Origin of the sequence: Allobosea thiooxidans (genome assembly GCF_900168195.1) — a bacterium.
GTDB lineage: Bacteria > Pseudomonadota > Alphaproteobacteria > Rhizobiales > Beijerinckiaceae > Allobosea > Allobosea thiooxidans.
In genome coordinates this window covers 95,714-117,951 of sequence record NZ_FUYX01000006.1, presented here as the reverse complement: position 1 = coordinate 117,951, position 22,238 = coordinate 95,714, and the positions used below count along the sequence as shown (strand labels likewise).

The following is a 22,238-nucleotide window of genomic DNA, read 5'->3' as shown; positions in this document are numbered from 1 at the left end:
CCCGCGAGGAGTGGGAGATCGGCTGATGGTCGACGTGATGCACGGCACCCCGGAACCGCTATCGGCGGCCGAGACCGACGATGTCGAGCTCTACCATCCGAAGAGCTGGGTCACGAAATACGTCTTCTCGCAGGACGCCAAGATCATCGCCATCCAGTATGCGACGGTGGCGCTGGCGATAGGGCTGGTCGCGCTGGTGCTGTCCTGGCTGATGCGGCTGCAGCTCGGCTTTCCCGGCGTGTTCTCCTTCATCGACCCGGATCGCTACTACCAACTCATCACCATGCACGGCATGATCATGGTGGTCTATCTGCTGACCGCCCTGTTCCTCGGCGGCTTCGGCAACTACCTGATCCCGCTGATGCTCGGCGCGCGGGACATGGTGTTCCCCTATGTCAACATGCTGAGCTTCTGGATCTATTTCCTCGCGGTGCTGGTGCTCGTGACCGGCTTTTTCCTGCCGGGCGGGCCGACGGGAGCGGGCTGGACGCTCTATCCGCCGCAGGCGATCCTCTCCAACACGCCCGGCCAGCAATGGGGCATCATCGTGATGCTCGTCTCGCTGATCCTCTTCATCATCGGCTTCACCATGGGCGGGCTGAACTATGTCGTGACGGTGCTGCAGGGGCGCGCCAGGGGGATGACGCTGATGCGCATGCCCTTGACGATCTGGGGCATCTTCACCGCCACCGTCATGGCGCTGCTCGCCTTCCCCGCCCTGTTCGTCGGGGCCGTGATGATGCTGCTCGACCGGTTGATCGGCACCAGCTTCTTCATGCCGGCGATCGTGGCGATGGGCGAGAGGCTGGCCTATAAGGGCGGCAGCCCCATCCTGTTCCAGCACCTGTTCTGGTTCTTCGGGCATCCGGAGGTCTACATCGTCGCGTTGCCGGCCTTCGGCATCGTCTCGGACCTGATCAGCACCCACGCCCGCAAGAACATCTTCGGCTACCGCATGATGGTCTGGGCGCTGGTCGCGATCGGCGCGCTCAGCTTCGTCGTCTGGGCGCACCACATGTATGTCAGCGGCATGCATCCGTCCTTCGGCTTCTTCTTCGCCACGACGACGCTGATCATCGCCATCCCCACCGCGATCAAGGTCTATAACTGGGTGCTGACGCTCTGGCGGGGCGACATCCATTTCACCGTGCCGATGCTGTTCGCGCTCGGCTTCATCGTCACCTTCGTAAATGGCGGGCTCACCGGGCTGTTCCTCGGCAATGTCGTCGTCGACGTGCCCCTCTCCGACACGATGTTCGTCGTCGCCCATTTCCACATGGTGATGGGCGTCGCGCCGATCCTGGTGATCTTCGGCGCGATCTATCACTGGTACCCGAAGGTCACCGGGCACATGCTCGACGACCGGCTCGGCAAGCTCCATTTCTGGGTCACCTTCCTTGGGGCCTATCTGATCTTCTTCCCGATGCACTACATCGGGCTGATGGGCGTGCCGCGCCGCTATCACGAGATCGGCGAGATGGCCTTCGTCCCGCCCTCGGCCGCGACGCTGAACGAATTCATCACGGTCGTCGCCCTGATCGTCGGCGCCGCCCAGCTCGTCTTCCTGTTCAATCTGATCTGGAGCATCCGCCGCGGCCGTCCGGCCGGCGGCAATCCCTGGCGTGCGACCACGCTGGAATGGCAGACGCCGCAGACGCCGCCGGCCCATGGCAACTGGGGCAAGACCCTGCCGGTCGTCTATCGCTGGGCCTATGACTACAGCGTGCCCGGCGCCGCGGAGGATTTCCTGCCGCAGAACCAGCCGCCAACGCCGCGGACCGGGTGAGGAGATGCCGTCATGGGCGTGGTCCTCGGGTTCATGGTCGTCGTGGCAGCCGTCGCCGGCTGGTGGCTCTCGCGCCAGCGCCTGACGGCCAAGCCCTGGCTCGAGGTGGGGGTTATCGGCGACACCGCGCCGCCCTCGGCGCCGGCGACGGCCAAGCTCGGCCTCGGCACCTTCCTCGTCGTTGCCAGCTCGCTCTTCGCCCTGCTGATCAGCGCCTATTCGATGCGCATGGCCATGGCCGATTGGCGCGCGCTGCCGATGCCGGCCGTGCTTTGGTTCAGCACCGGGCTCCTGATGCTCGCGAGCCTCGCCCTGCACATCGCGGTCGTCGCGGCCCGTTGCGATGAACTCGGCCATCTCCGCTCCAGCCTCCTCGCCGCCGGGCTATGCTCGCTCGCCTTCCTCGCCGCCCAGCTGCAGGCCTGGCGCGAGCTTGCCGCCGCCGGCTATTTCTCCGCGGCCAACCCTGCCAGCGCCTTCTTCTATCTGGTCACGGCGATTCACGGCGCGCATATGCTCGGCGGGCTCGTGGCGCTCGGCCGGACATCGGCGCGGGCCTTCGCCCTGCCGAGGGAGCCGGGCGCGAAGGCGCTGGGCGGGATCACGCTGAGCGTCGAGCTCTGCGCCATCTACTGGCATTTCCTGCTGCTCGTTTGGCTGGTCCTGTTCAGCCTGCTGATGCGCTGGACGGATGAGCTCATCGAGATTTGCCGTGGCCTGCTGACCTAGTTTCTGGATCTTCCACCGAGGAGGGGCCGATGAACGAGATTGTGCCGACCGTCGCGAGTGCCGAGATCGCCCGCCCCGCCGGCTGGCGCGGCTTCGTGGCGGACTGGTCGTCCGATCAGAAGGCCTTCAGGAACGTCTCCTGGGGGAAGGCCATGATGTGGGTCTTCCTGCTCAGCGACACCTTCATCTTCGGCTCGTTCCTCATCGGCTACATGACGGTCAGGATGTCGACGGTGGTGCCGTGGCCCAATCCCAGCGAGGTCTTCGCGCTCGAGATCGCCGGCCACCATTTGCCGCTGATCCTGATCGCCATCATGACCTTCGTCCTGATCAGCAGCAGCGGCACGATGGCGATGGCGGTCAATTTCGGCTATCGCCGCGACCGCCGGAAGACGGCGATCTTGATGCTGGCGACGGCCCTGCTTGGTGCGACCTTCGTCGGCATGCAGGCCTTCGAATGGTCCAAGCTGATCGCCGAGGGTGTCCGCCCATGGGGGAACCCCTGGGGGGCGGAGCAGTTCGGCGCCAGCTTCTTCATGATCACCGGCTTCCACGGCACGCATGTCACGATCGGCGTGATCTTCCTGCTTATCATCGCCCGCAAGGTCTGGCGCGGCGATTTCGACCGGGAACGGCGCGGCTTCTTCACGAGCCGCAAGGGGAATTACGAGATCGTCGAGATCACCGGGCTCTACTGGCACTTCGTCGATCTCGTCTGGGTCTTCATCTTCGCTCTGTTCTATCTCTGGTGAGGGAGGTCGCGATGTCCGGGACGACGAGCACCGCCGTGGCGCAGACGGCCCCCCAGGGCGAGACGCAGCATCACCCGATCAGGCTCTACCTCGTGGTCTGGGGCTGGCTGTTCATCCTCAGCACCTGCTCCTATCTGGTCGATTATTTCGGCCTCGTCGGCTATCTGCGCTGGTCGCTGATCCTGATCTTCATGATGGCCAAGGCCGGGCTGATCGTGGCGGTCTTCATGCATATGGCCTGGGAGCGCCTGGCGCTGGCCTACGCGATCCTGCTCCCGCCACTGGCGCTGCTGGTCTTCGTCGGCATCATGGTCTTCGAATCGCACTACACGCTGTTCAGCCGCCTGGCCTTCTTCGCGCCCGGCTCGTGAGGCGGTGGCCTCGGGGCGCCTCCGCGTCCTGCATTCCCGGCATGGACGAGGCGAGCCGGCTTTGAGTGCTGGCCGCTTGAGCGCGTCGCTGGACTCTGCTCGATAACCGGTATGCCGGTATTCTGGTTATTGGGAGGTGGCGATGCCGAGACCTGTGCGAAATGCACCCATGCCGGCGCTTCGGCCGCTCAGTATCGACCGCACATCGCCTGCCCCGGAGCAGATTCATCGCGCCTTGCGGGCGGCGATAATCTCGCTCGAGCTCGCGCCCGGAAGCCCGCTTTCCGAAGGCGAGGTTGCGCAGGCCTATTCGGTCAGCCGGACTCTGGTGCGCGAGGCCTTCGCGAGGCTCGTCGAGGAGCAGTTGCTCGATGTCTTTCCCAATCTCGGCACGTTCGTCTCGCTGATCGACCCGTCGCTTGTCGCGGAAGCGAGCCTGATCCGCCGATTGCTGGAAGGCGAGGCTGCGGCCATGGCGGCGCGTGAGCGCCCGGCCGGCCTGCTTGCCGAGATGCGGGCGGCGCTCGCAGACCATGGAGAGGCCGTCGCGAACGGCAATGCCGTGGCGGCCTATGCCTGTGACGAGCGCTTCCACCGCGCGCTCTTTCTGGAGCAGAGGCTGGGCCAGATGTGGGCCGGTGTCACGCGCGCCCGCGCCCAGCTTGAACGCGTCCATCATCTGATGACCTCGCAGAGCGGCGCGCTCGGAGATGCGCTGGCGAAGCATCGGGCGATCCTGGCCGCGATCGAGAGCGGCGACGCCGAGGCGGCGCGCCGGGCGATGAACCTGCACATCGACGCGAACGCGCTGCGTCCTATATTCAATGTTTCTCCAAATTAGAACAATTCAATACTTGATCGCAGTGCTTGCTATTCTGGCCGATGAGGTTACAGGCCAGCCACCTTCTGTAATCTGGTTCTTCGATGCCGCGACTTTCAACGCTGGCTGTCTTCCTCGCGGCCTTGGCGGCGTGGCATGTGGCGAGCACCTCGGGCTGGGTCACGCCTTTCCTGTTGCCTTCGCCGCAAGCCGTGTTCGAGACGCTGGTCGAGCTCGCCGGCTCGGGCGTTCTCGCCAAGCACACGCTGGTCAGCCTGCGGCGCGTGGCCTCGGGTTACCTGCTCGCGATCGCTTTTGCGGTTCCGGTCGCATTGCTGTTCAGCCTCAGCGGCGCGCTGCGCCGCATGATCGAGCCCTTGCTCGAATTCCTCCGACAGATCCCGCCGCTCGCGATGATGCCGTTGCTGATCCTGTGGCTCGGCATCGGCGAGGCGCAGAAGATCGGGATCATCGTCCTCTCCTGCTTCTTTCCGATTTTCCTCGGCGTCCGCGGCGGCATCACCGCCGTCGACCGCAAGCTCATCGATGTCGGGACGGTCTACGGCTTCAGCCGCACCGAGATCATGCTGCGCATCGTCCTGCCCTCGGCCCTGCCGTCGATCGTGGTCGGGCTGCGCATCGGCCTCGGCTATAGCTGGCGGGCCCTCGTCGGCGCCGAGCTCATCGCCTCGTCGGCGGGCCTCGGCTACATGATCGTCGACGCCGAAAACCTGGCGCGCACCGACATCGTGCTGGCGGGCATCCTGGTGATCGGGGTGCTCGGCCTCATCAGCGATCACCTCCTGCGATATCTCATCAGCCGCAAGGCGAGCTGGCTGTCCGGCGATCTGGAGATGGCCCGTGCTTGAGGCGCACCAGCTCGGCAAGGCCTATCGGCTGGGCGAGACGGAGGTCGTTGCGCTCGCCGGGGTCGACCTGACATTCCCGCGCGGCTCGATCACGACGGTGGTCGGTCGCAGCGGCTGCGGGAAGACCACTCTGCTGCGTCTCCTCGCCGGCCTCGAACAGCCGACCAGCGGCGCGCTGCGGCGCCAGGGCGGCCCGGTGCGGACGGGTGTGGTGTTTCAGGAGGCGCGGCTGATGCCCTGGCTCGACACGCTCGGCAACGTCTCCTTCGGCCTGCGCCGGCGCTTCCCCGCCTCCGTCGCCGAGGAGCGCAGCCGCGTCGCGCTCGAGACTGTCGGGCTGTCCGCCTTCGCCGACGCCATGCCGAGCCAGCTTTCGGGCGGCATGGCGCAGCGCGTTGCCATCGCCAGGGCCCTGGTGACGGAGCCGGACCTGCTCCTGCTCGACGAGCCCTTCGCCGCGCTCGACGCCTTTACCCGCCGCGCGATGCAGAATGAGCTCATCGCGATCTGGCAGAAGAAGCGCCCGACCATCGTCTTCGTCACCCATGACGTCGAGGAGGCGGTCCTGCTCGGCCAGCATGTGCTCGAACTCGAGCGCGGCCGCGTCGTCGGTCACGAGCCGGTCGACCTGCCTTTTCCGCGCGACCCGACGGCCACGGCCGTCAACGACCATCGCCGGCGCATCCTCGCGAATCTGACCGCACCGGCGCGGGAGCCGGAAACCGCCGTGCTTCCCGCCCCTGACAAGGAGCCATCCCGATGAAACGTCTCGCTTCCCTGGGCCTCGCGCTCACCCTGCTGATCGGCCCCGCCGCAGCGGCGGACAAGCCGAAGACGGTCCGCGTCACCTATGTGACCGCGCCCTTCAACGTGCCCTCCATCGTCATGCGCGAGATGGGCTATCTCGACGAGGCCTTCGCCAAATTCGGCATCAAGGTCGAGAATCCGGTGATCACCTCGGGCGCCCAGCAGACGCAGGCCCTTGCCGCCGGCGAGATCGACCTCGCCAGCGTGCTCGGCGGCACCTCGGCGATCCTCGCCCGTGCCAATGGCGTCGACCTCAAGGTGGTCGCTGCCTATGCCCGCTCGCCCAAGGCCTATTTCCTGATGACCCGCGCCGATGGTCCGGCGAAGATCGCCGATCTCAAGGGCAAGAAGATCGCGGGCCCGAAGGGCACGGTGCTGAACCAGCTTCTCGTAGCGGCGCTCGCTTCGCAGAAGCTGACGCTGAACGACGTCGAATACATCAACATGGATCTGCCGGCTGCCCGGGCTGCGCTCCTCGCCGGCCAGGTCGATGTCGCAACCCTCGCCGGCGCCAACGTCACCCTGGTCGAGAAGGCGGGCGGCAAGGCCCTGACCAGCGGCGAAGGGCTGATCAAGCCGACGACGGTGATCGGCGCCCGCACCGCCTTCGCCGAGCAGCATCCCGATCTGCTCGCCGCCTATTTCGAGGCGCATCGCAAGGCCCTCGACTTCGTGGCGAAGAACCCCGAGGAGGCGCTGGCGATCGCCGCCAGGGAGCAGAAGATCTCGATCGAGGACGCCCGGGCGCAGCTGCCGCTCTACGACTTCACGCCGGCGATGACCGAGGCCGATATCGCCAATCTCTCGGAAGATCAGGATTTCATGGTCCAGGCGGGCATGTTGCCCAAGGCCAAGGCGATCGACATCAAGGCGAGCCTCGTCGCCCCCTCCGCCTTCACCCTGAAATAGCCCCGCATGGCGCCGGTCGTTCTCCGGCCGGCGCCATCGTTTCCGGTTCAAGCATCATGCGTCTGTCGCTTCTCGATCCGATCGTCCTGCCGAAGGGCGGCTCTTCCGGCGATGCCCTGCGGACGGCCATCGGCATGGCACGGGCGGCCGAGCGGCTCGGCTTTACGCGCTACTGGATCGTCGAGCATCACGACGTCGCCTTCGAGGCCAATCCAGCGCCGGAGGTCTTCGCCGCGGCACTGGCCGGCGCGACCTCGCGGATCAGGATCGGGGTTGGGGGCGTGCTGCTGAACCACTACAGCCCCTACAAGGTCGCCGAGGCGATGCGCACGTTGAACGCGTTGTTTCCGGGGCGCATCGATGTCGGCATCGGCCGCGCCACGGCGGGCCCGGTCGCCGATCGCGCGCTGCAGCGCCTCCGGGATGCCACGCTCCCGGACGATCATGCCGCGCAGGTCGAGGAGCTGATCGGCTGGCTCGGCAACGACCTGCCCGCCACCTCGCCGTTCCATGGCATCCGGATCATGCCGGACGAGCCTGCCGGACCTCTGCCATGGGTTCTCGCGGTCAGTGAGGAAAGTGCCGAAAGGGCAGCGAGGCTCGGCCTCGGCCTCGCCTGCAGCGCCTTTCACAAGCCGGAACAGGCGCCGCATGCCGCGGCGGCCTATGCCAGGAACTTCGCCCCGTCCCGTCACGCCGCCGGCATTGCCGCGCCGCAGGCCTTCATCGCCGTGCGCGTCATCGTCGGAGAGACCCAGGAAGAGGCGGAGCGGCTCGCCATGCCGGTGCGTGCGGTGTTCAAGCTCCGGCGCTCGCCGGAGCGGATCATGGTGCGGCATCTGCCGGAGCTCGGTGAGGCGATCGCCGTGATGGGCGGGATGGTCCCCGCGGAGACCGCGGACTGGCCCGCCTATGTCGTCGGCACGCCCGAGCGCGTGAAGGCGACCCTTTCGCGCATGGCGGACAGAACCGGGATCGAAGAGTTCATGATTCAGGATTTCCTGGACGATCCGCGACTGCGCCTGCGCAATTACGAGCTTCTGGCCCGTGCTTTTGAGCTGGGCGCTTGAGCGCCTCGCTCGCCGATCCGTCAACGCGGCATTCCGGGTGTTTCCGGCGCGCCGCGCGGTGAAGGCGACGCAAATCGAGGTCATCCGCCTCGTCCTGCGGTTCAGTTGAGGGGCTGAATGAGGGCGGGGGCGACGCGGGCATGCGCCCGACACGATTCGAACGCGTGACCTTTGTCTTGAGAGAACCGCGCAGCATCCAAATCCCGCATGGCCGAAGCGACGGGGATCGGGCCGCTGCCCGTCAGCAGAAGGTCTACATGCAAGCCGGGGGCATCGACGACGGTAACCGCGAGCGATGACCTGCAGTCAGACGCCGCCGAGAAGCCGGAATGGAGCGCCGATGATGGTGATTGGCAGCTTGACGATGGCCTCGAGCGACCCGCTCGCGATCTCTTGGGCGCTCGCCGACGGGTGCTGCCGAGCGACACCACTCTCCAGCACCGCCGTGAGCTTCGGAGCGACGGCAGCCAGTTGCGCGAATTTGCCGTGATTGCTGGAGTCGAGCCCCTTCACCTCGGTCATATCGATCACGACGGCGCCCAGCGCGGCCAGCTCCTCCGGGTCGGAATCGGCTCCGAGCCTGCCCCGCCCTCCTGCCAGGAAATTGGAAGCTCCCAGCGCCTTGTCGTCCTTCGACAGCACGATGAAAAACGGCTTCACCGGCTTGCCGAAGCGGCGCATCTGCGATTTGAAGACGTCGATGTCGATATCAGGCGCGGCCAGCACCACGTGGCCGAGCTTGGACGCCTGCGGCAGGCCTCCGGAGATGCGAACCTGTCGCAGCGCCTCGACAGTCACCCAATTGCCCATGGAATGGGCCAGAATGTTGATCTGATCCGCATTGCTGGCGAAGAGAAGTCGAATGGTGCGTTCGAGATCATCGCGCGCAGCCGTGGCGCTGTTGGTGTCATAGACATACTGCGTCAGCTGGCCGCGCGACGCCCAGGTAAACAGGACCGGCACGCCCTCCGCACGCGAATCGTGCACGAGTTGGGCGAAACGGTAGAGACCCTCCGCGAACATCGTGTTGTAGCCGTGGATGAAGAGGAAGATGTTGCGCTTCCCCTTCGGCTTTGCGGCTAGCTGTGCGTTCAATGTGCTGACGAAGGCCTTCTCGCTCTCGAGGTAGCCGGCCTGGCGGACGACAAAATCGGTCTTCGGATTACCCGGCGGGCTCGACGCCCATTCGACTTCGCCCTCGGTGTGCTTGTCTGGGACAGAAACGACGATCTTGGCAAAATCGAGCGGCGTGCTGCGCTCGCCGTTGAACAAGGTGCCCGGCCGATCGTCACGTTTTCGCGTCGTGGCCACGAGCAGTGTGTGCGGCGTCGCACCGGAGTCGATCTCGGCGACGGGAGCCAGAAAGCCCTCTTCAGGTCTCGATCCGCAGCCCGCCGTCAGCACCGCAGCCGCAAGCGCCACCCCCAGACAGGCGCGCCTACCGGCATCGGGCCTCGCTGCGGCGCGTAGCCAATTTATCGACGCGGTCAACAGAGGTCGCATGGAACTCGTCTCATCGAAGTATGCCTGGTTGCCTTATGCATACCCGCACTTCGATGCGCTGACGATATCGTCTCCGCCACACCCGCGGCACGCCCGACACGATTCGAACGGATGACCTTTGCCCGTTCGGGCTGTGCCCAATCCCAAAATCCTTCATTGCCGAAGCGACGGGGATCGGCTATCCAGCCTGCACGGTTAGCGCCCGTAGCTCAGCTGGATAGAGCGTTGCCCTCCGAAGGCAAAGGTCACACGTTCGAATCGTGTCGGGCGCGCCATTTAACCCCCTAAAACTATTGACATTTCGTCAGCGCGTGGCGTTTTATCGGTACTCGACGGCTGCTTGAATAGCCACCGAGTCGCCACGAATGCCATCTAGAGCACTCCGTCTCAAAAACGTTTCTTGGAATGCCTCACTCACATCCAGGCACAACCTTGACGCGCGCCCCGCCGCAGCTTCTGATGAAAAAAGAATCAAAGGTGCTGGGCTGGTGGGGAATGCCTGCGGAAGAACTGCTAGCAAATGCGGCAGATCGGATTAACGCATCTGCATTCGACGCAAATGCGTTAGCCATCATCGATGCCGAGCTCGCCGCGAGATCAGAGCCGAAAGCTCGCGCCCTCCGCATCAAGATTGCCAGCCTGCAGCGCGCTCTTAGACTCACCGTCGCAGGTGCATCACCGGCAGTATGCATTGACTCGGGGACTATTGCGCCTCGCGCCGCAATGTCTCGCCCCGCGCCGGGGCTGTGGACCGATTTGCTCAAACGGAATGGCTTGCCGCGACCAGATTGTCGACCGCTCCATGGCTACCGCTTGTCAGATGAAGAGCAGGACGATTTGCGGCGTGTTCTGCAGACTCGAAGCGCCAGCACGAGCCCCAGCGCGTCGTCGGCGACCCGCTCGCCGCCGAGATCGCCGAGAAGCAGGCTCGTTCGATCAAGTATCAGATCACCATCACCAAGCTGCCGCTCGCCAAGGACATCGCCGACTTCGCCTTCGACGACACGCCGATCAACGAAGCACTCGTCCACGATCTCGCCGGCGGCAACTTCCTGGCCCATCAGCGCAATGTCGTCCTCGCCGGCGGCACCGGGACCGGCAAGACCCATCTCGCCATCGCGATCGCCCGGGCCTGCATCCGTGCCGGCGCTCGCGGCCGCTTCTTCAACGTCGTCGATCTCGTCAACAAGCTCGAGGCCGAAGCCCGCGCCGGCCGCCAGGGCCGCATGGCCGACTATCTCGCCCTCATGGACTTCATCATCCTCGACGAACTCGGCTATCTGCCCTTCGCCCAGTCCGGCGGGCAACTGCTCTTCCACCTGGTCAGCCGGCTCTACGAAGAGGCCGGATTACCGGCGCCGAGCGTGATCCGTCCCGTCAAGATCGCGACAATTGAGGCGGCACATGCCGAGAAGCTGGGGCGCATCAAGCCCACGCTGATGGCCGAGGTTGGCGCCCAGCTTAAGAAGCAAATGGGCCTTTAGGTTTGCCCGGTCCCGAAGACGGCAATCAGGTCATCTACGATGCCATTGCCGCCAGTGACGTGAGCGAAGCTTCGGCAGCAATGCGCCGCCACCTGGAATCGGCTCGGAAGCGGGTCTTCGAGGACTGACCTCAGCGATCCATAGTTGGCCGCCTGCCACCGCCCGAAGCCATTTTGGAGCTGCGGGCTTTCGAGGACCGGCACCGGCCGAATCCAAAACCATTTCATCGAGTCGCTCAATGCCGGGTTGCGCGACGAACTCCTCGACGGAGAGATCTTCTATGCCCTCGCGGAGGCGAAGATCGTTGTCGAAAGCTGGCGGCACCACCTCAACACGCTGCGTCCGCACGGCTAGCCTCCCCGACGACCATATCGCGACGGGCGAAGACGCCGCGCACCGGTCCGGCGAAATCGCGGCGCGGACAGGTTTCCTGTCCGCGTTCCGCGATCTGCGCAGCGGCAAGGCCCACGACAAAGCCGGTATTGATCGGGTAGAGTTCCGCGTCCAGGTCGCCACGCTCGATGAGCACAGAACAGCTTAGAAGCCTTCCCTCATAGGGTCGGTGTCGTCGCTCGCCAGATCAGGTCGGGTTCGATGACGATGCCCTGCTGGGCGTTGCGGCCGGCGATCCGGTCGAGCAGCATCCGCATCGCCATCTCGCCGAGGTCCTGCTTGGCGATTCTGAGCGTGGTCAGGGCCGGCGACACCAGCGAAGCCGCCGGAATGTCGTCGCAGCCGATGATGGCGATATCCTCGGGAACTCTAACGCCCGCGCGCTCAAGCGGCTTCATCAGCCCTAGCGCGATCAGGTCGTTATAGCAGACGACGGTGTCCAGCCGTGCTGCCTCGGGCAGGAGCCGGGCGGCGATCTCGGCGCCACCCTTTATGTCGGGCGTGCAGGGCGCGTCGAAGACCAATGCAAGCCCGTGACGGGCCAGGACTGCCTCGATCCCCTCCCGCCGCTTGCGCCCGCCATGCGAGGAGGCCAGGCCCGCGGCGAAGCCGAAGCGCCGCCGTCCCTGGGCGACGAGCTGCGTGACGGCGGCTTCCACGCCGGAGCGATAATCGACCTCGATCGTGCCGGCATGGCGCTTCGCGGCGGAGCGATTGATCAGCACCACGGCCCGGTGCGGGGCGATGGCGTGCAGGAGCCGCTCGTCGTCGAGGCGGGCGCTGCAGATGATGACGCCGTCGACGCGCTTGTCGAGCAGCGTCCCCAGTACCTCCTCCTCGCGCTCCGGGTCCTCGATCACGTTGCAGGACAGCAGCGTGTAGCCGGCCGGGCGCGCCACCAACTCCGCGCCGCGGATGATCTCCGGGAAGAACGGATTGACGATGTCGGGCACCACGATGCCGACCGTGTTCGAGCGGTCGTTCTTCAGGCTCTGGGCGAAGGCGTTGGGCCGGTAGTTCAGGGCCTGCGCAACCTCGAGCACGCGCTGGCGGGTTTCCTCGCCGGCGCCGCCGCGGCCGTTGAGCACGCGCGAAACCGTCATCGGCGAGACGCCGGCGGCGGTGGCGACATCGGTGATCGTGGGCGGGCGCAAGGCCGGCTTCATGTCCATGTCGCCTTATGGCAAACCGATAATCGTAATACTAAAGTCGTATTTTTCTTGGTAATTCATCCGCTGACGATATTGAATGCTTGAGAACAACGTCGGCGATCTCGAAGCGGCGACCGCACTCGTGCTTCGAGGATCGCGGCCCCAGGCGCAGCGTCTCCGGCGAGCCGCCGGGAGAGGCCGCGCCACCATTGATCACAGCCGTTGGAACGACCGCTGAGCGTCGCTCCGGCCGCAATCGTCACGCCCGTGGACGCTGCGATCGAGCCGTTGGACGATCGGAGAGCCACCATCGACCGTCGTCGCACCCGGGTAGCGGTGTTTCGTTCAGCCTGAAGCTGTCGATTCTGGTCGGGGCACCTTGGCGGCTAAACCAAGCTTGCCGCTGAAGGCGGTGCTCGCGTCGTCGGCTCCCGTCGTCTGCGCGCTCCCGGGACCGCACCACAGTTTCGTTCCCGCCTCGGCGCGAGCGAACGGATCTGCCGGCTCGTTATCGCTGCAAACATGGGGCCGGCGCCGGTCGTGCGGCCGTCACGTCGCGGCGTTGCAGACAGCTTCGATATGGTGCCCGTCGGGGTCGACGACGAAGGCGGCGAAATAGTGCGGGCCGTAATGCGGCCGCAGGCCGGGGGCGCCATTGTCCTTGCCGCCATGCGCGAGCGCAGCTTCGTAAAAATCCGACACGGCCTGCCGGCTGGGCGCGGCAAAGGCGACATGGAAGCCGGGACCCGGCGGTCGCTGCCCATCCGGCCGGTGCTTCAAGGCCAGCTTGTCGCCGCCGTCGCTGACGCCGTAGCCGACGGCCTGCCCCACTTCTCCGGGCCGGATGTCTTCCCAGACCCGGACATAGCCCAGCGTTGCGAGCACGGCGTCGTAAAACGCGGCCGCCCGTTCGAGATCGGCCACTCCGAGCGATATGTGATGCAGCATGGTTCACCCCGTCCTGAGCGATGGCGGTTTCCGCAACAGGATGTCAGCTTAGAGGCGATGGACCGGGAAGCCCTCCTCGCCATTCGATGGGCCGGCTCAGGCCTTCAGATGGAACGTCACCAGGACGGTGATCTCGGAACCGTCCTGCAACGACGCCGCGACGCGAAGGAAATTGCCGAAATGCGCGATGCGCTGGAAGACGACGGCATCCTTCTTGGCCGGCAGTTCGAACACCGAGCCCTCGGCGCACCAATGCATGCCGTCCGCCGAGATTTCGATCCTCGCCTTCGGCAGGGAGCCGGCCGGGTCCTTGAGCGCCCGGACGAAGACGATCGCTTCCTTCGCCCAGCCGGCTTCGTAGGGTTCGGTGGCGCTCTCGCCGGTCCAGGTCTCGTTGCGGGCGACGACGGCGGTCAGGTTCTCGGGCAGCATCAGAAATCCCCCGACAGGCAGACGGAATCGAGATAGGCGAAGGCGCGCTTGTCGGTGTCCGTCTCGGCGAAGAAGGCGAGGTTCAGCATGCACCACAAATTCTTCATCGCCGGGATGCGGATGCAGTCGAAGCCATCCATCGCAAAGACGCGGTCATTGACCTGGAAGCGCGTCGCCTGCATCGCCGCGAGGTCGAAGTCGAAGCGCAGATAGTGCCAGTTCACCTTGGTCGGGATCTCGTTGTAGCAGAGCCGCTGCTCGCCGCCGGGCAGGTCCTCCCAATCGCTGGGAGCGAGATGATAATGCGTGATCGTCTTGCCGGCGCTGCCGATCGGCTTAATCGGCGTCGTCCGGCGCTTGAACTGCCATTTCTGGATGTGCTGCCCGTCCTGCGCATTGAGGAAGCGCAGATGCGGCATCACCCGGTCGCCCGGCCCTGACATGTCGCCGATCTGGAGATCGTAGAGGAAGCCGAAGGAGCGGATATCGGTCTCCGACAGCGCGAGCTCCGTCGCCTCCGGCTTGAAGGTGAAATAGGCCTCCAGCCGGATCGGCCCGGCCTTGCGGAAGGTCAGGCGCTTGATCGCGACATTCTGCGCGCCCTTCCTGGCCCTCGTCGCGATCTTCAGCGCGTAGGAGCCGTCGACACCGCCATGCGAGCCGAAATCCCAGTTCGGCAAAGTCGAGAGCATGGCGTGGCTGTGCTGGGCATAGCCCGGCAGCATCGCGTCGAGCGTGTCTTCGTAATTGCCGACGAGTTGGGTCCAGCCGCACATGCCGCGGTCGAAATCGTCGAGGCAGATGATCCGCGGCAGCGGGTCGAAGCGGCTGAGCTGCGGATCGCTCTCGCGGATCGCGCGCCTGAGATCGTCAAGCTGGGTCATGGCTTATCCCTTCACCGCGCCGGCGGTGAGCCCGGCGACGAGGTGCTTCTGCATGAGGATGACGAAGGCGAGCACCGGCACGAGCTGCACGGTGGAGGCGGCGAAGAGCACGCCCCATTCGACGCCCTCGACGGCGCCGATCATCTCGGAGATCACGAGCGGCGCGGTCTTGGCCTTGGTGGTGGTGAAGATGAAGGCGAAGAGGAATTCGTTCCAGGCATAGACGATGACGAAGACCGAGACCGCGAGCATGCCCTGAGCGGCCATCGGCAGGATGACGCGGGCGATGATCTGCATCTGCGTGGCGCCGTCCATCATCGCCGCTTCGTCGAGCTCGCGCGGGATCTGGTCGATGAAGGTGCGCATCACCACGGTCCCGAGCGAGACGAAGAAGGTGGCGTAGAGCAGGATCAGGATGAAGTGGGTGTCGTTGAGGCCAAGCCAGTTCACCACCGGGAAGAGCGGCAAGGTGATCACGATCGGCGGGATCAGGCGGATGAAGATCAGGAAGAAGGCCGAGGCCTGCAGGCCGCGCGAGGCGAAGCGCGAATAGGCGAAGCCGGCGAGCAAGGAGACACCGACCGCGAGCACGGTTGCACCGACGGTGACGAGGAAGCTGTTCCACAGGCCGAAGAAGAAATCGCCCCAGCGGCTCCACAGCGCCTGGTAGTTCGCCAGTGTCGGCGCGAAGGAGAAGGTGCCGGTGGTCGAGAAGATGTCGCGGTCGGCCTTGAAGGACGACATTGCGATCAAGCCGATCGGCACGAGCGACCAGGCGACGACCGCTAGGACGCCGACGAGCTTCAGGAGATAGCGGACGGGGTTAGGCACGCGCGAACATCTCCCGGTAGAGCCGGCGCAGGTAGAACAGCGCGAGCAGGAGCGAGGCGAGCACGAGCAGCCAGCCGGTGGCGGCGGCCGAGCCGAAGGCGTTGTAGCGGAAGGCCTCGAGATAGAGATAGACCGCCATCACCTCGGTCGAGCGCGCCGGGCCGCCCCCCGTCATCAGCCAGACCTCCGAGAACAGGCGGAAGGCGAAGATGTAGCGGAACAGCGCGGCGATCAGCAGCGCCGGCATCAGCAGCGGCAGCGTCACGCGGCGAAAGCTGGTCCAGGCCGAGGCGCCGTCGATCGAAGCGGCCTCGTAGAGATCGCTCGGGATCGAGAGCCGCGCGGCATAGAGGATGATGAACGAGAAGGGCAGGTGGAGCCAGATCGAGAGAAGGCTGACCATGGCGAGCCCGTGGCTCGGATTGACCGCCCATTCGATGGGCGGAAGCCCGACGGTGGAAAGAAGCCGGCTCATCATCCCGACATCGGGCTCGAACAGGTAGCGCCACATCACCACGGCCGAGACCTCGCTCACGGCATAGGGCGCGAGCACGATGGCGAGGAGGAGAGGCCGGAACGGCACGCCGGAAGCGAAGAACAGCGCCATGCCGAGCCCGATCAGCAGCTCGGCATGCACGACGACGGCGACGACGATGACGGTGTTGACGAGCGCCTTCCAGAAATACGGATCGGCCAGCACCTTGGCATAGTTGGCGAGGCCGACGAAGCTCGTCTGTTGGCCGAAGGAGGATTGGTTGAGGCTGAGCCAGAAGACATAGATCGCCGGCAGGAAGATGATGCCGCCGATCATCAGCTGGACCGGCGAGACCAGCGCGATCGCTGAAAAGGGTGTGCGGGTGCTCATCCCTCACATCCCCAACGGGTCATTCCGGACAAGCCGCTTAGCGGCGCCGATCCGGGATCCATGCCGGAACAGTTCAGGAATGGATCCCGGGTCTGCGCTTCGCTTCGCCCGGGGTGATGGTGGAGGGGGGAACAGAGAGAAGCGCTGGATCTCATCTCGACCTCACACGATCCTGAAGCGCGCCAGCGCCTCGCGGTCGATCTCGACGCCGAGGCCTGGCCCCTGCGGGATCGCGAGCTTGCCGTCGACGAGTTGCGAGCCCTCGCCGACGATCGGATGGGTGAAGGAATCGCGCAACGGGTTCTCGTAGACCATGCATTCGAAGGTGCGGAAGCTCTCCGCCGCCGCGGCAAGCTGCAGGCTCGCGGCGGCGCAAATCGCGCCGGACCAGCCGACATGCGGCGCGTAGGCCGTGTTGAAGGTCGCGGCGAGCTCGGCGATGCGCCAGGTCTCGGTGATGCCGCCGGAGCGCGTCACGTCGGGTTGAATCAGCCCGAGCGTCCGGTCGGCGAGCATGGCCAGGGCCTCGCTTGCGACGAAGTCGCTCTCGCCGGCCGCGAGCCGGATCGGCAGGTGCTGCGCAAGGCGTCGATAGCCCTCGCGATCATGCGGCGCGATCGGCTCCTCGAAGAAGCCATAGCCGAGATCGGCAAGGGCGCGGCCGACGATCAGGGCGTCGTCGACGTCATAGGCCCAGTTCGCGTCGACGTAGAGGGCGATGTCGTCGCCGGCGAGCCGGCGGATCAGCTTGGCGCGCGCCACTGCATCGCGCAGCGGATGACCGAGCTTGACCTTGATCTCGCGGAAGCCAGCCTTCAGCGCCGCCGCGACCTCGGCCTCGACCGTGGCGTCGTCGAGCCAGTTGATCGAGGAGGCATAGGCTGCGACCGCCTTGCGTCCCATGCCGCCGAGCAGCCGGTGGATCGGCTCGCCCGCCTGCTTGCCGGCGATGTCCCAGAGCGCGATGTCGACCGCCGCGATCGCCTCGACCACCTGGCCGCCGGGCCGGCCGGAAAGTGCGGCGCGCATCGCCTTCCACAGGGCGCGCCGGTCGGCTGCGTCGCGCCCGATCAGGCGCGGCGCCAGCGCCTCCTCGATGAAGCGCGCATAGCCGGCGGCCCCACGTCGGCAGAGCCCCTCGCCGAAGCCGATCGTGCCGTCCTCGGTCTCGACTTCGACCACGACGATCTCGATCGCCGGATAGTCGCCCTGCGAGGTGCGCTGGACCTTGGGCAAGGTCGCCCGCAGCGGATGGACATGAACTTTGGCGATGCGGCTGGCCGGCATCCGGCATGGCCCTCCCGAAACGTGTCGCTGAACGACATCTGCTTATCTGATAGGTTGAACAGTTGCCAAGGAACACGGCATCTGTCAATGATCGCCGCCGGAGGAATTTGATGAGCGACCCCGCCCGTTCGATGCTGGATGAGGACGACCTTTTCGCCGGGGGCGATGTCGTGCCGATGCGCCTCGGCGATGCCGTGATCCAGCGCATCACCCAGGCGATTCACGACGGGCGGCTGAAGCCGGGCGATTCCCTGCCGTCGGAAGCGCGCATCGCCGCCTCCTTCGGGGTCAGCAAGCCGATCGCGCGCGAGGCGATCCGCCAGCTCGCGGCGATGGGCGTTGTCCATATCCAGCAGGGCAAGCCGACGCGGGTGCAGGCGCTCGACGCCGCCCCGCTCGACCGCTTCTACCGCTTCGCCGTGCGCGGCCGTGCCAACGGGCTGACCGAGGCGGTGGAGCTGCGTCGCATCCTCGAACCGCCGATCGCGGCCCACAGCGCCGAGCGGCGCACGATCGAGGACGTCGAGAAGCTCGATCTCATCCTCGCCCGGATGGAGGATTCGCTCGGCAACGTGCCGCGCTGGATCGAGGCCGATCTCGATTTCCACGAGGCGGTCGCCGCCTCTTCCGGCAATCGTCTGCTCGATTTCCAGATCCGCGGCCTGCGGCCGGTCATCCGCGAGGTGATGGAGATCTTCAACTCGCGCGAGGCGCGCGGTCCCGAGGACTGGCAGCGCACCTTCGAGCGCCATGTCCGCGTCGTCGAGGCGATCCGCGTCGGCGACCCCGCCGCGGCGTCCGCCGCCATGAACACGCATTTCGAAGCGGCCGAAGCCGCCATCGCGGAACTCGCGAACCACAGGGAGGATCACCATGAACCAGAGGACGACGCTCGACCGTAGGCAGTTCGGGGCGGGCATCCTCGGGCTGAGCTTCGCCGGGCTCGGCGGCGTGGCGCAGGCCCAGAGTGGGCCGTTCAACGTCTTCACCCATCGCGTCATGCAGACGGTCTCGACCGGTGCGCAGGGCGGCGACATCACCAGGGACTGGGCGCAGAAGAACGGCGTCACCGTCCAGTGGACCACCTTCGACACCGGCCCCCTGCAGGAGCGGCTTTTCCGTGAGGCGAGCCTCGGCGAGACCTCGGTGGATGTCGGCTTCGTCGTCAACACGCAGGTCGTGCCGCGCGCCGCGACGCTGTTCGAGCCGCTCGACGACTACCTCAAGAAGGACCCGGTCGAGGATCCCGCCGACATCTTCCCCGGCCTGATGCAGGGCATGAAGGTCGGCGGCAAGCAACTCGCCATCCCCTTTCGCCACGCCTCCTCCGGCCTGCACTACAATGAGGAGATCCTGGCCGAGAAGGGCTTCTCCAAGCCGCCCGCGACGATCGAGGAGATGATCGAGATCGCCAGGGCTTGCAGCTATCGCCGCGCCGACGGCACGCAGGTCGTCGGCCTCTGCACGCCGGGCGTGACCTATCCCAACGTGATCGACCTCGCCCGCGCCTGGGATGGCGACTTCATCACGCCCGACTTCAAATGCGCCGCCGACCAGCCGCCGATGCTGAACGCGATCCGCACTTTGCGCGAGCTCTTCCAGGCCAATGCCTTCCCGCGCAATTTCGCGACGCTCTCGCCCGAGGACGTCAATGTCTGGATGCAGCAGGGCCGCGCCGCGATGAGCCTGCAGAGCATGGGTCGCAACCGCATCTACAACGACCCGCAGAAGTCGAAATTCCCCGGCAAGATCAAGACGATCGCCGTGCCGGCCTCGAAGAGCCTCGCCGGCAAATACGATGCCGCCCCGGCAAAGGTCGAGTTCTGGGGCATGGTCATTCCCAAGAATGCCAGGCGCAAGGACCTCGCCTGGAGCTTCATCAAGGCGATGACCTCCAAGGAGGCGACGCTGAAGGCCGCGCTCAACGGCAATGGCCCGGTGCGCGCCTCGACCTATGCCGATCAGAGCTTTGCCGGGACCGTGCCCTATGCGGCCGAGGAGCTGAAGGTGCTGAAGGTCGCGCGCGTGCCGCTGCCGGCCTTTGACGAGGCGGCGCGCGCCGGCGACCTCTTCAAGGAGGAGGCGGAAGCTGCCGTCCTCGGCATGAAGACGCCGGAGGAGGCGATGGCCTCGCTGGTCAAGCGCGTGCAGCCGCTGCTGCCCGCCTGAACGATCCAGAAAAAAACGGCGCGGAACAGCGCCGGAACAATATCCGGAGGACAATCGATGACATCCAGCATCTCGCGCCGCCGGTTCGGCGTCCTTGCGGGCGCGGCGACCGCCTCGGCATTGCTCCCGGGCGGCGCTTTCGCCCAGGCGAAGACGCTGACCGCGCTCGGCCATCGCGTCCATCAGACTGCTGCGACGACCGGCCCGGGCGGTGATGCGACCGAAGGTTTCCGCAAGGCGAACGACGCCAATGTGAACTGGGTGACCTTCGGCGACGTCAACGCCGTGCATGAGCGGCTGTTGCGCGAGGCCTCGCTGTCGGAGACCTCGATCGACGTCGCCTATCTCGTCAACGGCCGAGCCGTGCCGCGAAACCTTCAGCTCTTCGAACCGCTGGACGCGTTGATGAAGCAGGCGCCGATCGAGGCCTTCGACGATTTCGCGCCGGGCCTGCTCGCCCCGCTCAAGGTCGGCGATGCCTTGCATGGCATCCCCGTCCGCCACGCTACCAACGCCCTGATCTACAACGAGGCCCTGCTGGAGGAGCGCGGCGTCACCAAGGTGCCGACGACATTCGAGGAGCTGACGGAGCTCGCCCGCAAGCTCACCTTCAAGCGCGACGACGGCACGCAGGTCTATGGCCTCGCCTTCACCGCCGTCTTCGCCTCGAACTTCCTGACGCTCGCGCGCTGCCTCGGGGGCGACTACATGACGAGCGACGGCAAGATCGTCGCCGCCGAGCCGCCGATGGTGAAGACGCTCACCTTGCTCGCCGGCTTCTACAAGGCCGGCGTGCTGCCGCGGAACTTCGCCACGGTGAACAACGAAGAGATCACGACCTGGATGCAGCAGGGCAGGGCGGCGATGACGATCAACCCCTTCGCCCGGCTCGTCACTTATAACGACGCGTCCAAGGGCAAGTATGGCGGGCGCTTCAAGTCGCTGCTGCCGCCGATGGCGACCGATCTCGCGGGCAAGGTCGCCTTCGCGCCGACGGTCGAGTTCTGGTCGCTGATGATCCCGAAGAACGCCAGGCAGAAGCCGCTGAGCTGGGAGTTCATCCGCGCGCTCTCCTCCAAGGCCGGGACGACTGCCATGGCGCTGAACGGCAATGGCCCGGTGCGGATCTCGACCTATGCGGACGAGAAGCTGAAGGCGGCGATGCCCTATGCCGCCGACGAGGCCGCCGCGCTCAAGGCCTCGCGCATCCACCTGCCCGCCTTTGACGAACAGGCCCGCGCCCACGACATCTTCATCGAGGAAACCCAGGCCGCCGTGCTCGGCCGCAAGCCGGCGCAGCAGGCGATGGACGATGCGACGGCGCGCGTGAAGCCGCTGCTCGGCTGATGGCGCGGTCGCTCTCGGGGCGTGTCGCGCTCATTACCGGCGCGGCGCGCGGCATCGGACTGGCGATCGCGACGCGCCTCGCCGAGGCCGGCGCGCATGCGATCATCCATGATCGGGACGCTGCGGCCGCGACCGCGGCATCCGCCGATCTGCGGGCGCGAGGCCTCGCTGCGTCGAGCTTGATCGCCGATCTCGCCGAGGCCTCGGCTCCGTCCGCCATGGCAGCCGAGCTGAAAGGGAGCGGTGCGGAGCCCGACATCCTCGTGCTCTGCGCTTCCGTCGAAACGCTCGAGACCTGGGATGCGGTCTCCGAGTCCGCGATGGCCGCTCAGACCGAGATCAATCTCCACGCCACGCTGCGGCTGCTGCAGGCCTTCCTGCCGGGCATGCTGGCGCGCGGCTTCGGCCGGGTGATCGCGATCGGCAGTGTGCAGGAGACCCGCCCCAATCCGACGCATTTCTACTACGCGGCCACCAAGATCGCGCAGACCAACATGATCCTGAACCTCGCGCGCACCACCCAGGCGCCGGACGTCACCTTCAACATCCTCAAGCCGGGCGCCGTCCTGACCGATCGCAACCGCGCAGTGCTGGCCCAGCCGGAGCGGGAGGAGCAGGTACGCGCCCGCATCCCGCTCGGCAGGCTCGGCAAGCCCGAGGATTGTGCGGGGCTGGCCTTGCTGATCTGCTTGCCGGAGGGGAGCTACATCAACGGCGCCGAGATCGCCGTCGATGGCGGCATGCGGCTCTGAGCGCGCCTGCCTGCGCCGTTCGATGTGCGAGGCGTGCATCGCCTTGGTCGGCCGATAGGCAGGGCCGAGGGAAATTCTT

Annotated in this window: 22 protein-coding genes, 1 tRNA gene and 2 pseudogenes; 17 read left to right on the top strand and 8 right to left on the bottom strand. The window is 66.0% G+C overall.

Going from position 1 to position 22,238, the window contains the following annotated elements; all coding sequences use genetic code 11:
* Positions 1-25 precede the first annotated feature (25 nt).
* The 9 genes from B5Y19_RS13130 to B5Y19_RS13090 all read left to right on the top strand — a co-directional run bounded on the left by B5Y19_RS13130 (position 26) and on the right by B5Y19_RS13090 (position 8,113).
* A complete protein-coding gene (locus B5Y19_RS13130; RefSeq protein ID WP_055730018.1) occupies positions 26-1,786 on the top strand; it encodes a cytochrome c oxidase subunit I in 1,761 nt (586 codons plus the stop codon).
* 12 nt (positions 1,787-1,798) lie between these two features.
* On the top strand, positions 1,799-2,515 hold the full coding sequence (locus B5Y19_RS13125; RefSeq protein WP_055730017.1) for a cytochrome c oxidase subunit 3: 717 nt from the start codon (positions 1,799-1,801) through the stop codon (positions 2,513-2,515).
* Between the two features lie 29 nt (positions 2,516-2,544).
* Positions 2,545-3,267 carry a heme-copper oxidase subunit III family protein gene (locus B5Y19_RS13120; protein ID WP_055730016.1) on the top strand — a complete coding sequence of 241 codons (723 nt, stop codon included), beginning with the start codon at positions 2,545-2,547 and terminating at the stop codon, positions 3,265-3,267.
* Positions 3,268-3,278: 11 nt separating this feature from the next.
* Positions 3,279-3,638 (top strand): cytochrome C oxidase subunit IV family protein, encoded by a 360-nt coding sequence (locus B5Y19_RS13115; protein WP_055730015.1) that lies wholly within the window; start codon positions 3,279-3,281, stop codon positions 3,636-3,638.
* A 169-nt stretch (positions 3,639-3,807) separates the two neighbouring features.
* Positions 3,808-4,479, top strand: a complete 672-nt coding sequence (locus B5Y19_RS13110) for a GntR family transcriptional regulator (RefSeq protein WP_055730014.1) — start codon at positions 3,808-3,810, stop codon at positions 4,477-4,479.
* 83 nt (positions 4,480-4,562) lie between these two features.
* Complete coding sequence (locus B5Y19_RS13105; protein ID WP_055730013.1) at positions 4,563-5,327, top strand: ABC transporter permease; 765 nt, start codon at positions 4,563-4,565, stop codon at positions 5,325-5,327.
* Positions 5,320-6,090, top strand: coding sequence for an ABC transporter ATP-binding protein (locus B5Y19_RS13100; RefSeq protein WP_055730012.1), 771 nt, complete (start codon positions 5,320-5,322; stop codon positions 6,088-6,090). The genes B5Y19_RS13105 and B5Y19_RS13100 overlap by 8 nt, the downstream gene beginning before the upstream one ends.
* Complete coding sequence (locus tag B5Y19_RS13095) at positions 6,087-7,043, top strand: ABC transporter substrate-binding protein (protein WP_055730011.1); 957 nt, start codon at positions 6,087-6,089, stop codon at positions 7,041-7,043. The genes B5Y19_RS13100 and B5Y19_RS13095 overlap by 4 nt, the downstream gene beginning before the upstream one ends.
* Positions 7,044-7,099: 56 nt before the next feature.
* The gene (locus B5Y19_RS13090) at positions 7,100-8,113 is read left to right on the top strand and encodes an MsnO8 family LLM class oxidoreductase (RefSeq protein WP_055730010.1); all 1,014 of its coding nucleotides are present in this window, start codon (positions 7,100-7,102) and stop codon (positions 8,111-8,113) included.
* A 306-nt stretch (positions 8,114-8,419) separates the two neighbouring features.
* Here B5Y19_RS13090 and B5Y19_RS13085 read toward each other — a convergent pair whose 3' ends face one another.
* Positions 8,420-9,616: an alpha/beta hydrolase gene (locus B5Y19_RS13085; RefSeq protein ID WP_079591580.1), complete on the bottom strand. Its 1,197-nt coding sequence runs from the start codon at positions 9,614-9,616 to the stop codon at positions 8,420-8,422.
* Positions 9,617-9,814: 198 nt separating this feature from the next.
* Between B5Y19_RS13085 and B5Y19_RS13080 the strand changes: the two genes are divergently transcribed.
* The 4 genes and pseudogenes from B5Y19_RS13080 (at position 9,815) to B5Y19_RS26105 (ending at position 11,641) form a co-directional block, all read left to right on the top strand.
* Positions 9,815-9,891: transfer RNA gene (locus B5Y19_RS13080), tRNA-Arg, on the top strand.
* Positions 9,892-10,476: 585 nt separating this feature from the next.
* A pseudogene (locus tag B5Y19_RS13075) lies at positions 10,477-10,968 on the top strand (ATP-binding protein); the annotation flags it as partial.
* Between the two features lie 345 nt (positions 10,969-11,313).
* Positions 11,314-11,448 (top strand): annotated as a pseudogene (locus B5Y19_RS26455) (integrase core domain-containing protein); the annotation flags it as partial.
* Entirely contained in the window at positions 11,405-11,641 is a 237-nt protein-coding gene (locus tag B5Y19_RS26105) for a hypothetical protein (protein ID WP_176168619.1), read from the top strand. The pseudogene B5Y19_RS26455 and the gene B5Y19_RS26105, both read left to right, overlap by 44 nt.
* A 10-nt stretch (positions 11,642-11,651) precedes the next feature.
* On the opposite strand, the gene B5Y19_RS13060 is transcribed toward B5Y19_RS26105, so the two are convergent.
* The 7 genes from B5Y19_RS13060 to B5Y19_RS13030 all read right to left on the bottom strand — a co-directional run bounded on the left by B5Y19_RS13060 (position 11,652) and on the right by B5Y19_RS13030 (position 17,891).
* Positions 11,652-12,659, bottom strand: coding sequence for a LacI family DNA-binding transcriptional regulator (locus B5Y19_RS13060; RefSeq protein ID WP_079591604.1), 1,008 nt, complete (start codon positions 12,657-12,659; stop codon positions 11,652-11,654).
* 534 nt (positions 12,660-13,193) lie between these two features.
* A complete protein-coding gene (locus B5Y19_RS13055; protein ID WP_055729312.1) occupies positions 13,194-13,592 on the bottom strand; it encodes a VOC family protein in 399 nt (132 codons plus the stop codon).
* Positions 13,593-13,688: 96 nt separating this feature from the next.
* Complete coding sequence (locus B5Y19_RS13050; RefSeq protein ID WP_055729311.1) at positions 13,689-14,024, bottom strand: hypothetical protein; 336 nt, start codon at positions 14,022-14,024, stop codon at positions 13,689-13,691.
* Positions 14,024-14,908: a DUF6772 family protein gene (locus B5Y19_RS13045; protein ID WP_055729310.1), complete on the bottom strand. Its 885-nt coding sequence runs from the start codon at positions 14,906-14,908 to the stop codon at positions 14,024-14,026. The genes B5Y19_RS13050 and B5Y19_RS13045 overlap by 1 nt, the downstream gene beginning before the upstream one ends.
* Positions 14,909-14,911: 3 nt before the next feature.
* Positions 14,912-15,739, bottom strand: a complete 828-nt coding sequence (locus B5Y19_RS13040) for a carbohydrate ABC transporter permease (protein WP_055729309.1) — start codon at positions 15,737-15,739, stop codon at positions 14,912-14,914.
* On the bottom strand, positions 15,732-16,604 hold the full coding sequence (locus B5Y19_RS13035) for a carbohydrate ABC transporter permease (RefSeq protein ID WP_055729308.1): 873 nt from the start codon (positions 16,602-16,604) through the stop codon (positions 15,732-15,734). Before B5Y19_RS13035 ends, B5Y19_RS13040 begins: the two co-directional genes overlap by 8 nt.
* Before the next feature lie 162 nt (positions 16,605-16,766).
* Positions 16,767-17,891: a mandelate racemase/muconate lactonizing enzyme family protein gene (locus B5Y19_RS13030; protein WP_055729307.1), complete on the bottom strand. Its 1,125-nt coding sequence runs from the start codon at positions 17,889-17,891 to the stop codon at positions 16,767-16,769.
* Positions 17,892-18,001: 110 nt separating this feature from the next.
* On the opposite strand from B5Y19_RS13030, the gene B5Y19_RS13025 reads away from it, so the two are divergent.
* The 4 genes from B5Y19_RS13025 to B5Y19_RS13010 are packed head-to-tail and all read left to right on the top strand — an operon-like array spanning position 18,002 to position 22,159.
* Positions 18,002-18,793: a FadR/GntR family transcriptional regulator gene (locus B5Y19_RS13025; RefSeq protein ID WP_055729306.1), complete on the top strand. Its 792-nt coding sequence runs from the start codon at positions 18,002-18,004 to the stop codon at positions 18,791-18,793.
* A complete protein-coding gene (locus tag B5Y19_RS13020) occupies positions 18,765-20,060 on the top strand; it encodes an ABC transporter substrate-binding protein (protein ID WP_079591577.1) in 1,296 nt (431 codons plus the stop codon). Before B5Y19_RS13025 ends, B5Y19_RS13020 begins: the two co-directional genes overlap by 29 nt.
* 57 nt (positions 20,061-20,117) lie before the next feature.
* Positions 20,118-21,407, top strand: coding sequence for an ABC transporter substrate-binding protein (locus B5Y19_RS13015; RefSeq protein WP_055729305.1), 1,290 nt, complete (start codon positions 20,118-20,120; stop codon positions 21,405-21,407).
* A complete protein-coding gene (locus tag B5Y19_RS13010) occupies positions 21,407-22,159 on the top strand; it encodes an SDR family NAD(P)-dependent oxidoreductase (protein WP_055729304.1) in 753 nt (250 codons plus the stop codon). The genes B5Y19_RS13015 and B5Y19_RS13010 overlap by 1 nt, the downstream gene beginning before the upstream one ends.
* The last annotated feature ends 79 nt before the right edge of the window (positions 22,160-22,238 follow it).

Bases quoted from the DNA above. Each gene is read 5' to 3' on its own strand.
- B5Y19_RS13130 (WP_055730018.1), top strand. From the start codon at position 26: ATGGTCGACGTGATGCACGGCACCCCGGAACCGCTATCGGCGGCCGAG.
- B5Y19_RS13125 (WP_055730017.1), top strand. From the start codon at position 1,799: ATGGGCGTGGTCCTCGGGTTCATGGTCGTCGTGGCAGCCGTCGCCGGC.
- B5Y19_RS13120 (WP_055730016.1), top strand. From the start codon at position 2,545: ATGAACGAGATTGTGCCGACCGTCGCGAGTGCCGAGATCGCCCGCCCC.
- B5Y19_RS13115 (WP_055730015.1), top strand. From the start codon at position 3,279: ATGTCCGGGACGACGAGCACCGCCGTGGCGCAGACGGCCCCCCAGGGC.
- B5Y19_RS13110 (WP_055730014.1), top strand. From the start codon at position 3,808: ATGCCGGCGCTTCGGCCGCTCAGTATCGACCGCACATCGCCTGCCCCG.
- B5Y19_RS13105 (WP_055730013.1), top strand. From the start codon at position 4,563: ATGCCGCGACTTTCAACGCTGGCTGTCTTCCTCGCGGCCTTGGCGGCG.
- B5Y19_RS13095 (WP_055730011.1), top strand. From the start codon at position 6,087: ATGAAACGTCTCGCTTCCCTGGGCCTCGCGCTCACCCTGCTGATCGGC.
- B5Y19_RS13090 (WP_055730010.1), top strand. From the start codon at position 7,100: ATGCGTCTGTCGCTTCTCGATCCGATCGTCCTGCCGAAGGGCGGCTCT.
- B5Y19_RS13085 (WP_079591580.1), bottom strand. From the start codon at position 9,616: ATGCGACCTCTGTTGACCGCGTCGATAAATTGGCTACGCGCCGCAGCG.
- B5Y19_RS13060 (WP_079591604.1), bottom strand. From the start codon at position 12,659: ATGAAGCCGGCCTTGCGCCCGCCCACGATCACCGATGTCGCCACCGCC.
- B5Y19_RS13055 (WP_055729312.1), bottom strand. From the start codon at position 13,592: ATGCTGCATCACATATCGCTCGGAGTGGCCGATCTCGAACGGGCGGCC.
- B5Y19_RS13050 (WP_055729311.1), bottom strand. From the start codon at position 14,024: ATGCTGCCCGAGAACCTGACCGCCGTCGTCGCCCGCAACGAGACCTGG.
- B5Y19_RS13045 (WP_055729310.1), bottom strand. From the start codon at position 14,908: ATGACCCAGCTTGACGATCTCAGGCGCGCGATCCGCGAGAGCGATCCG.
- B5Y19_RS13035 (WP_055729308.1), bottom strand. From the start codon at position 16,604: ATGAGCACCCGCACACCCTTTTCAGCGATCGCGCTGGTCTCGCCGGTC.
- B5Y19_RS13030 (WP_055729307.1), bottom strand. From the start codon at position 17,891: ATGCCGGCCAGCCGCATCGCCAAAGTTCATGTCCATCCGCTGCGGGCG.
- B5Y19_RS13025 (WP_055729306.1), top strand. From the start codon at position 18,002: ATGAGCGACCCCGCCCGTTCGATGCTGGATGAGGACGACCTTTTCGCC.
- B5Y19_RS13020 (WP_079591577.1), top strand. From the start codon at position 18,765: ATGAACCAGAGGACGACGCTCGACCGTAGGCAGTTCGGGGCGGGCATC.
- B5Y19_RS13015 (WP_055729305.1), top strand. From the start codon at position 20,118: ATGACATCCAGCATCTCGCGCCGCCGGTTCGGCGTCCTTGCGGGCGCG.
- B5Y19_RS13010 (WP_055729304.1), top strand. From the start codon at position 21,407: ATGGCGCGGTCGCTCTCGGGGCGTGTCGCGCTCATTACCGGCGCGGCG.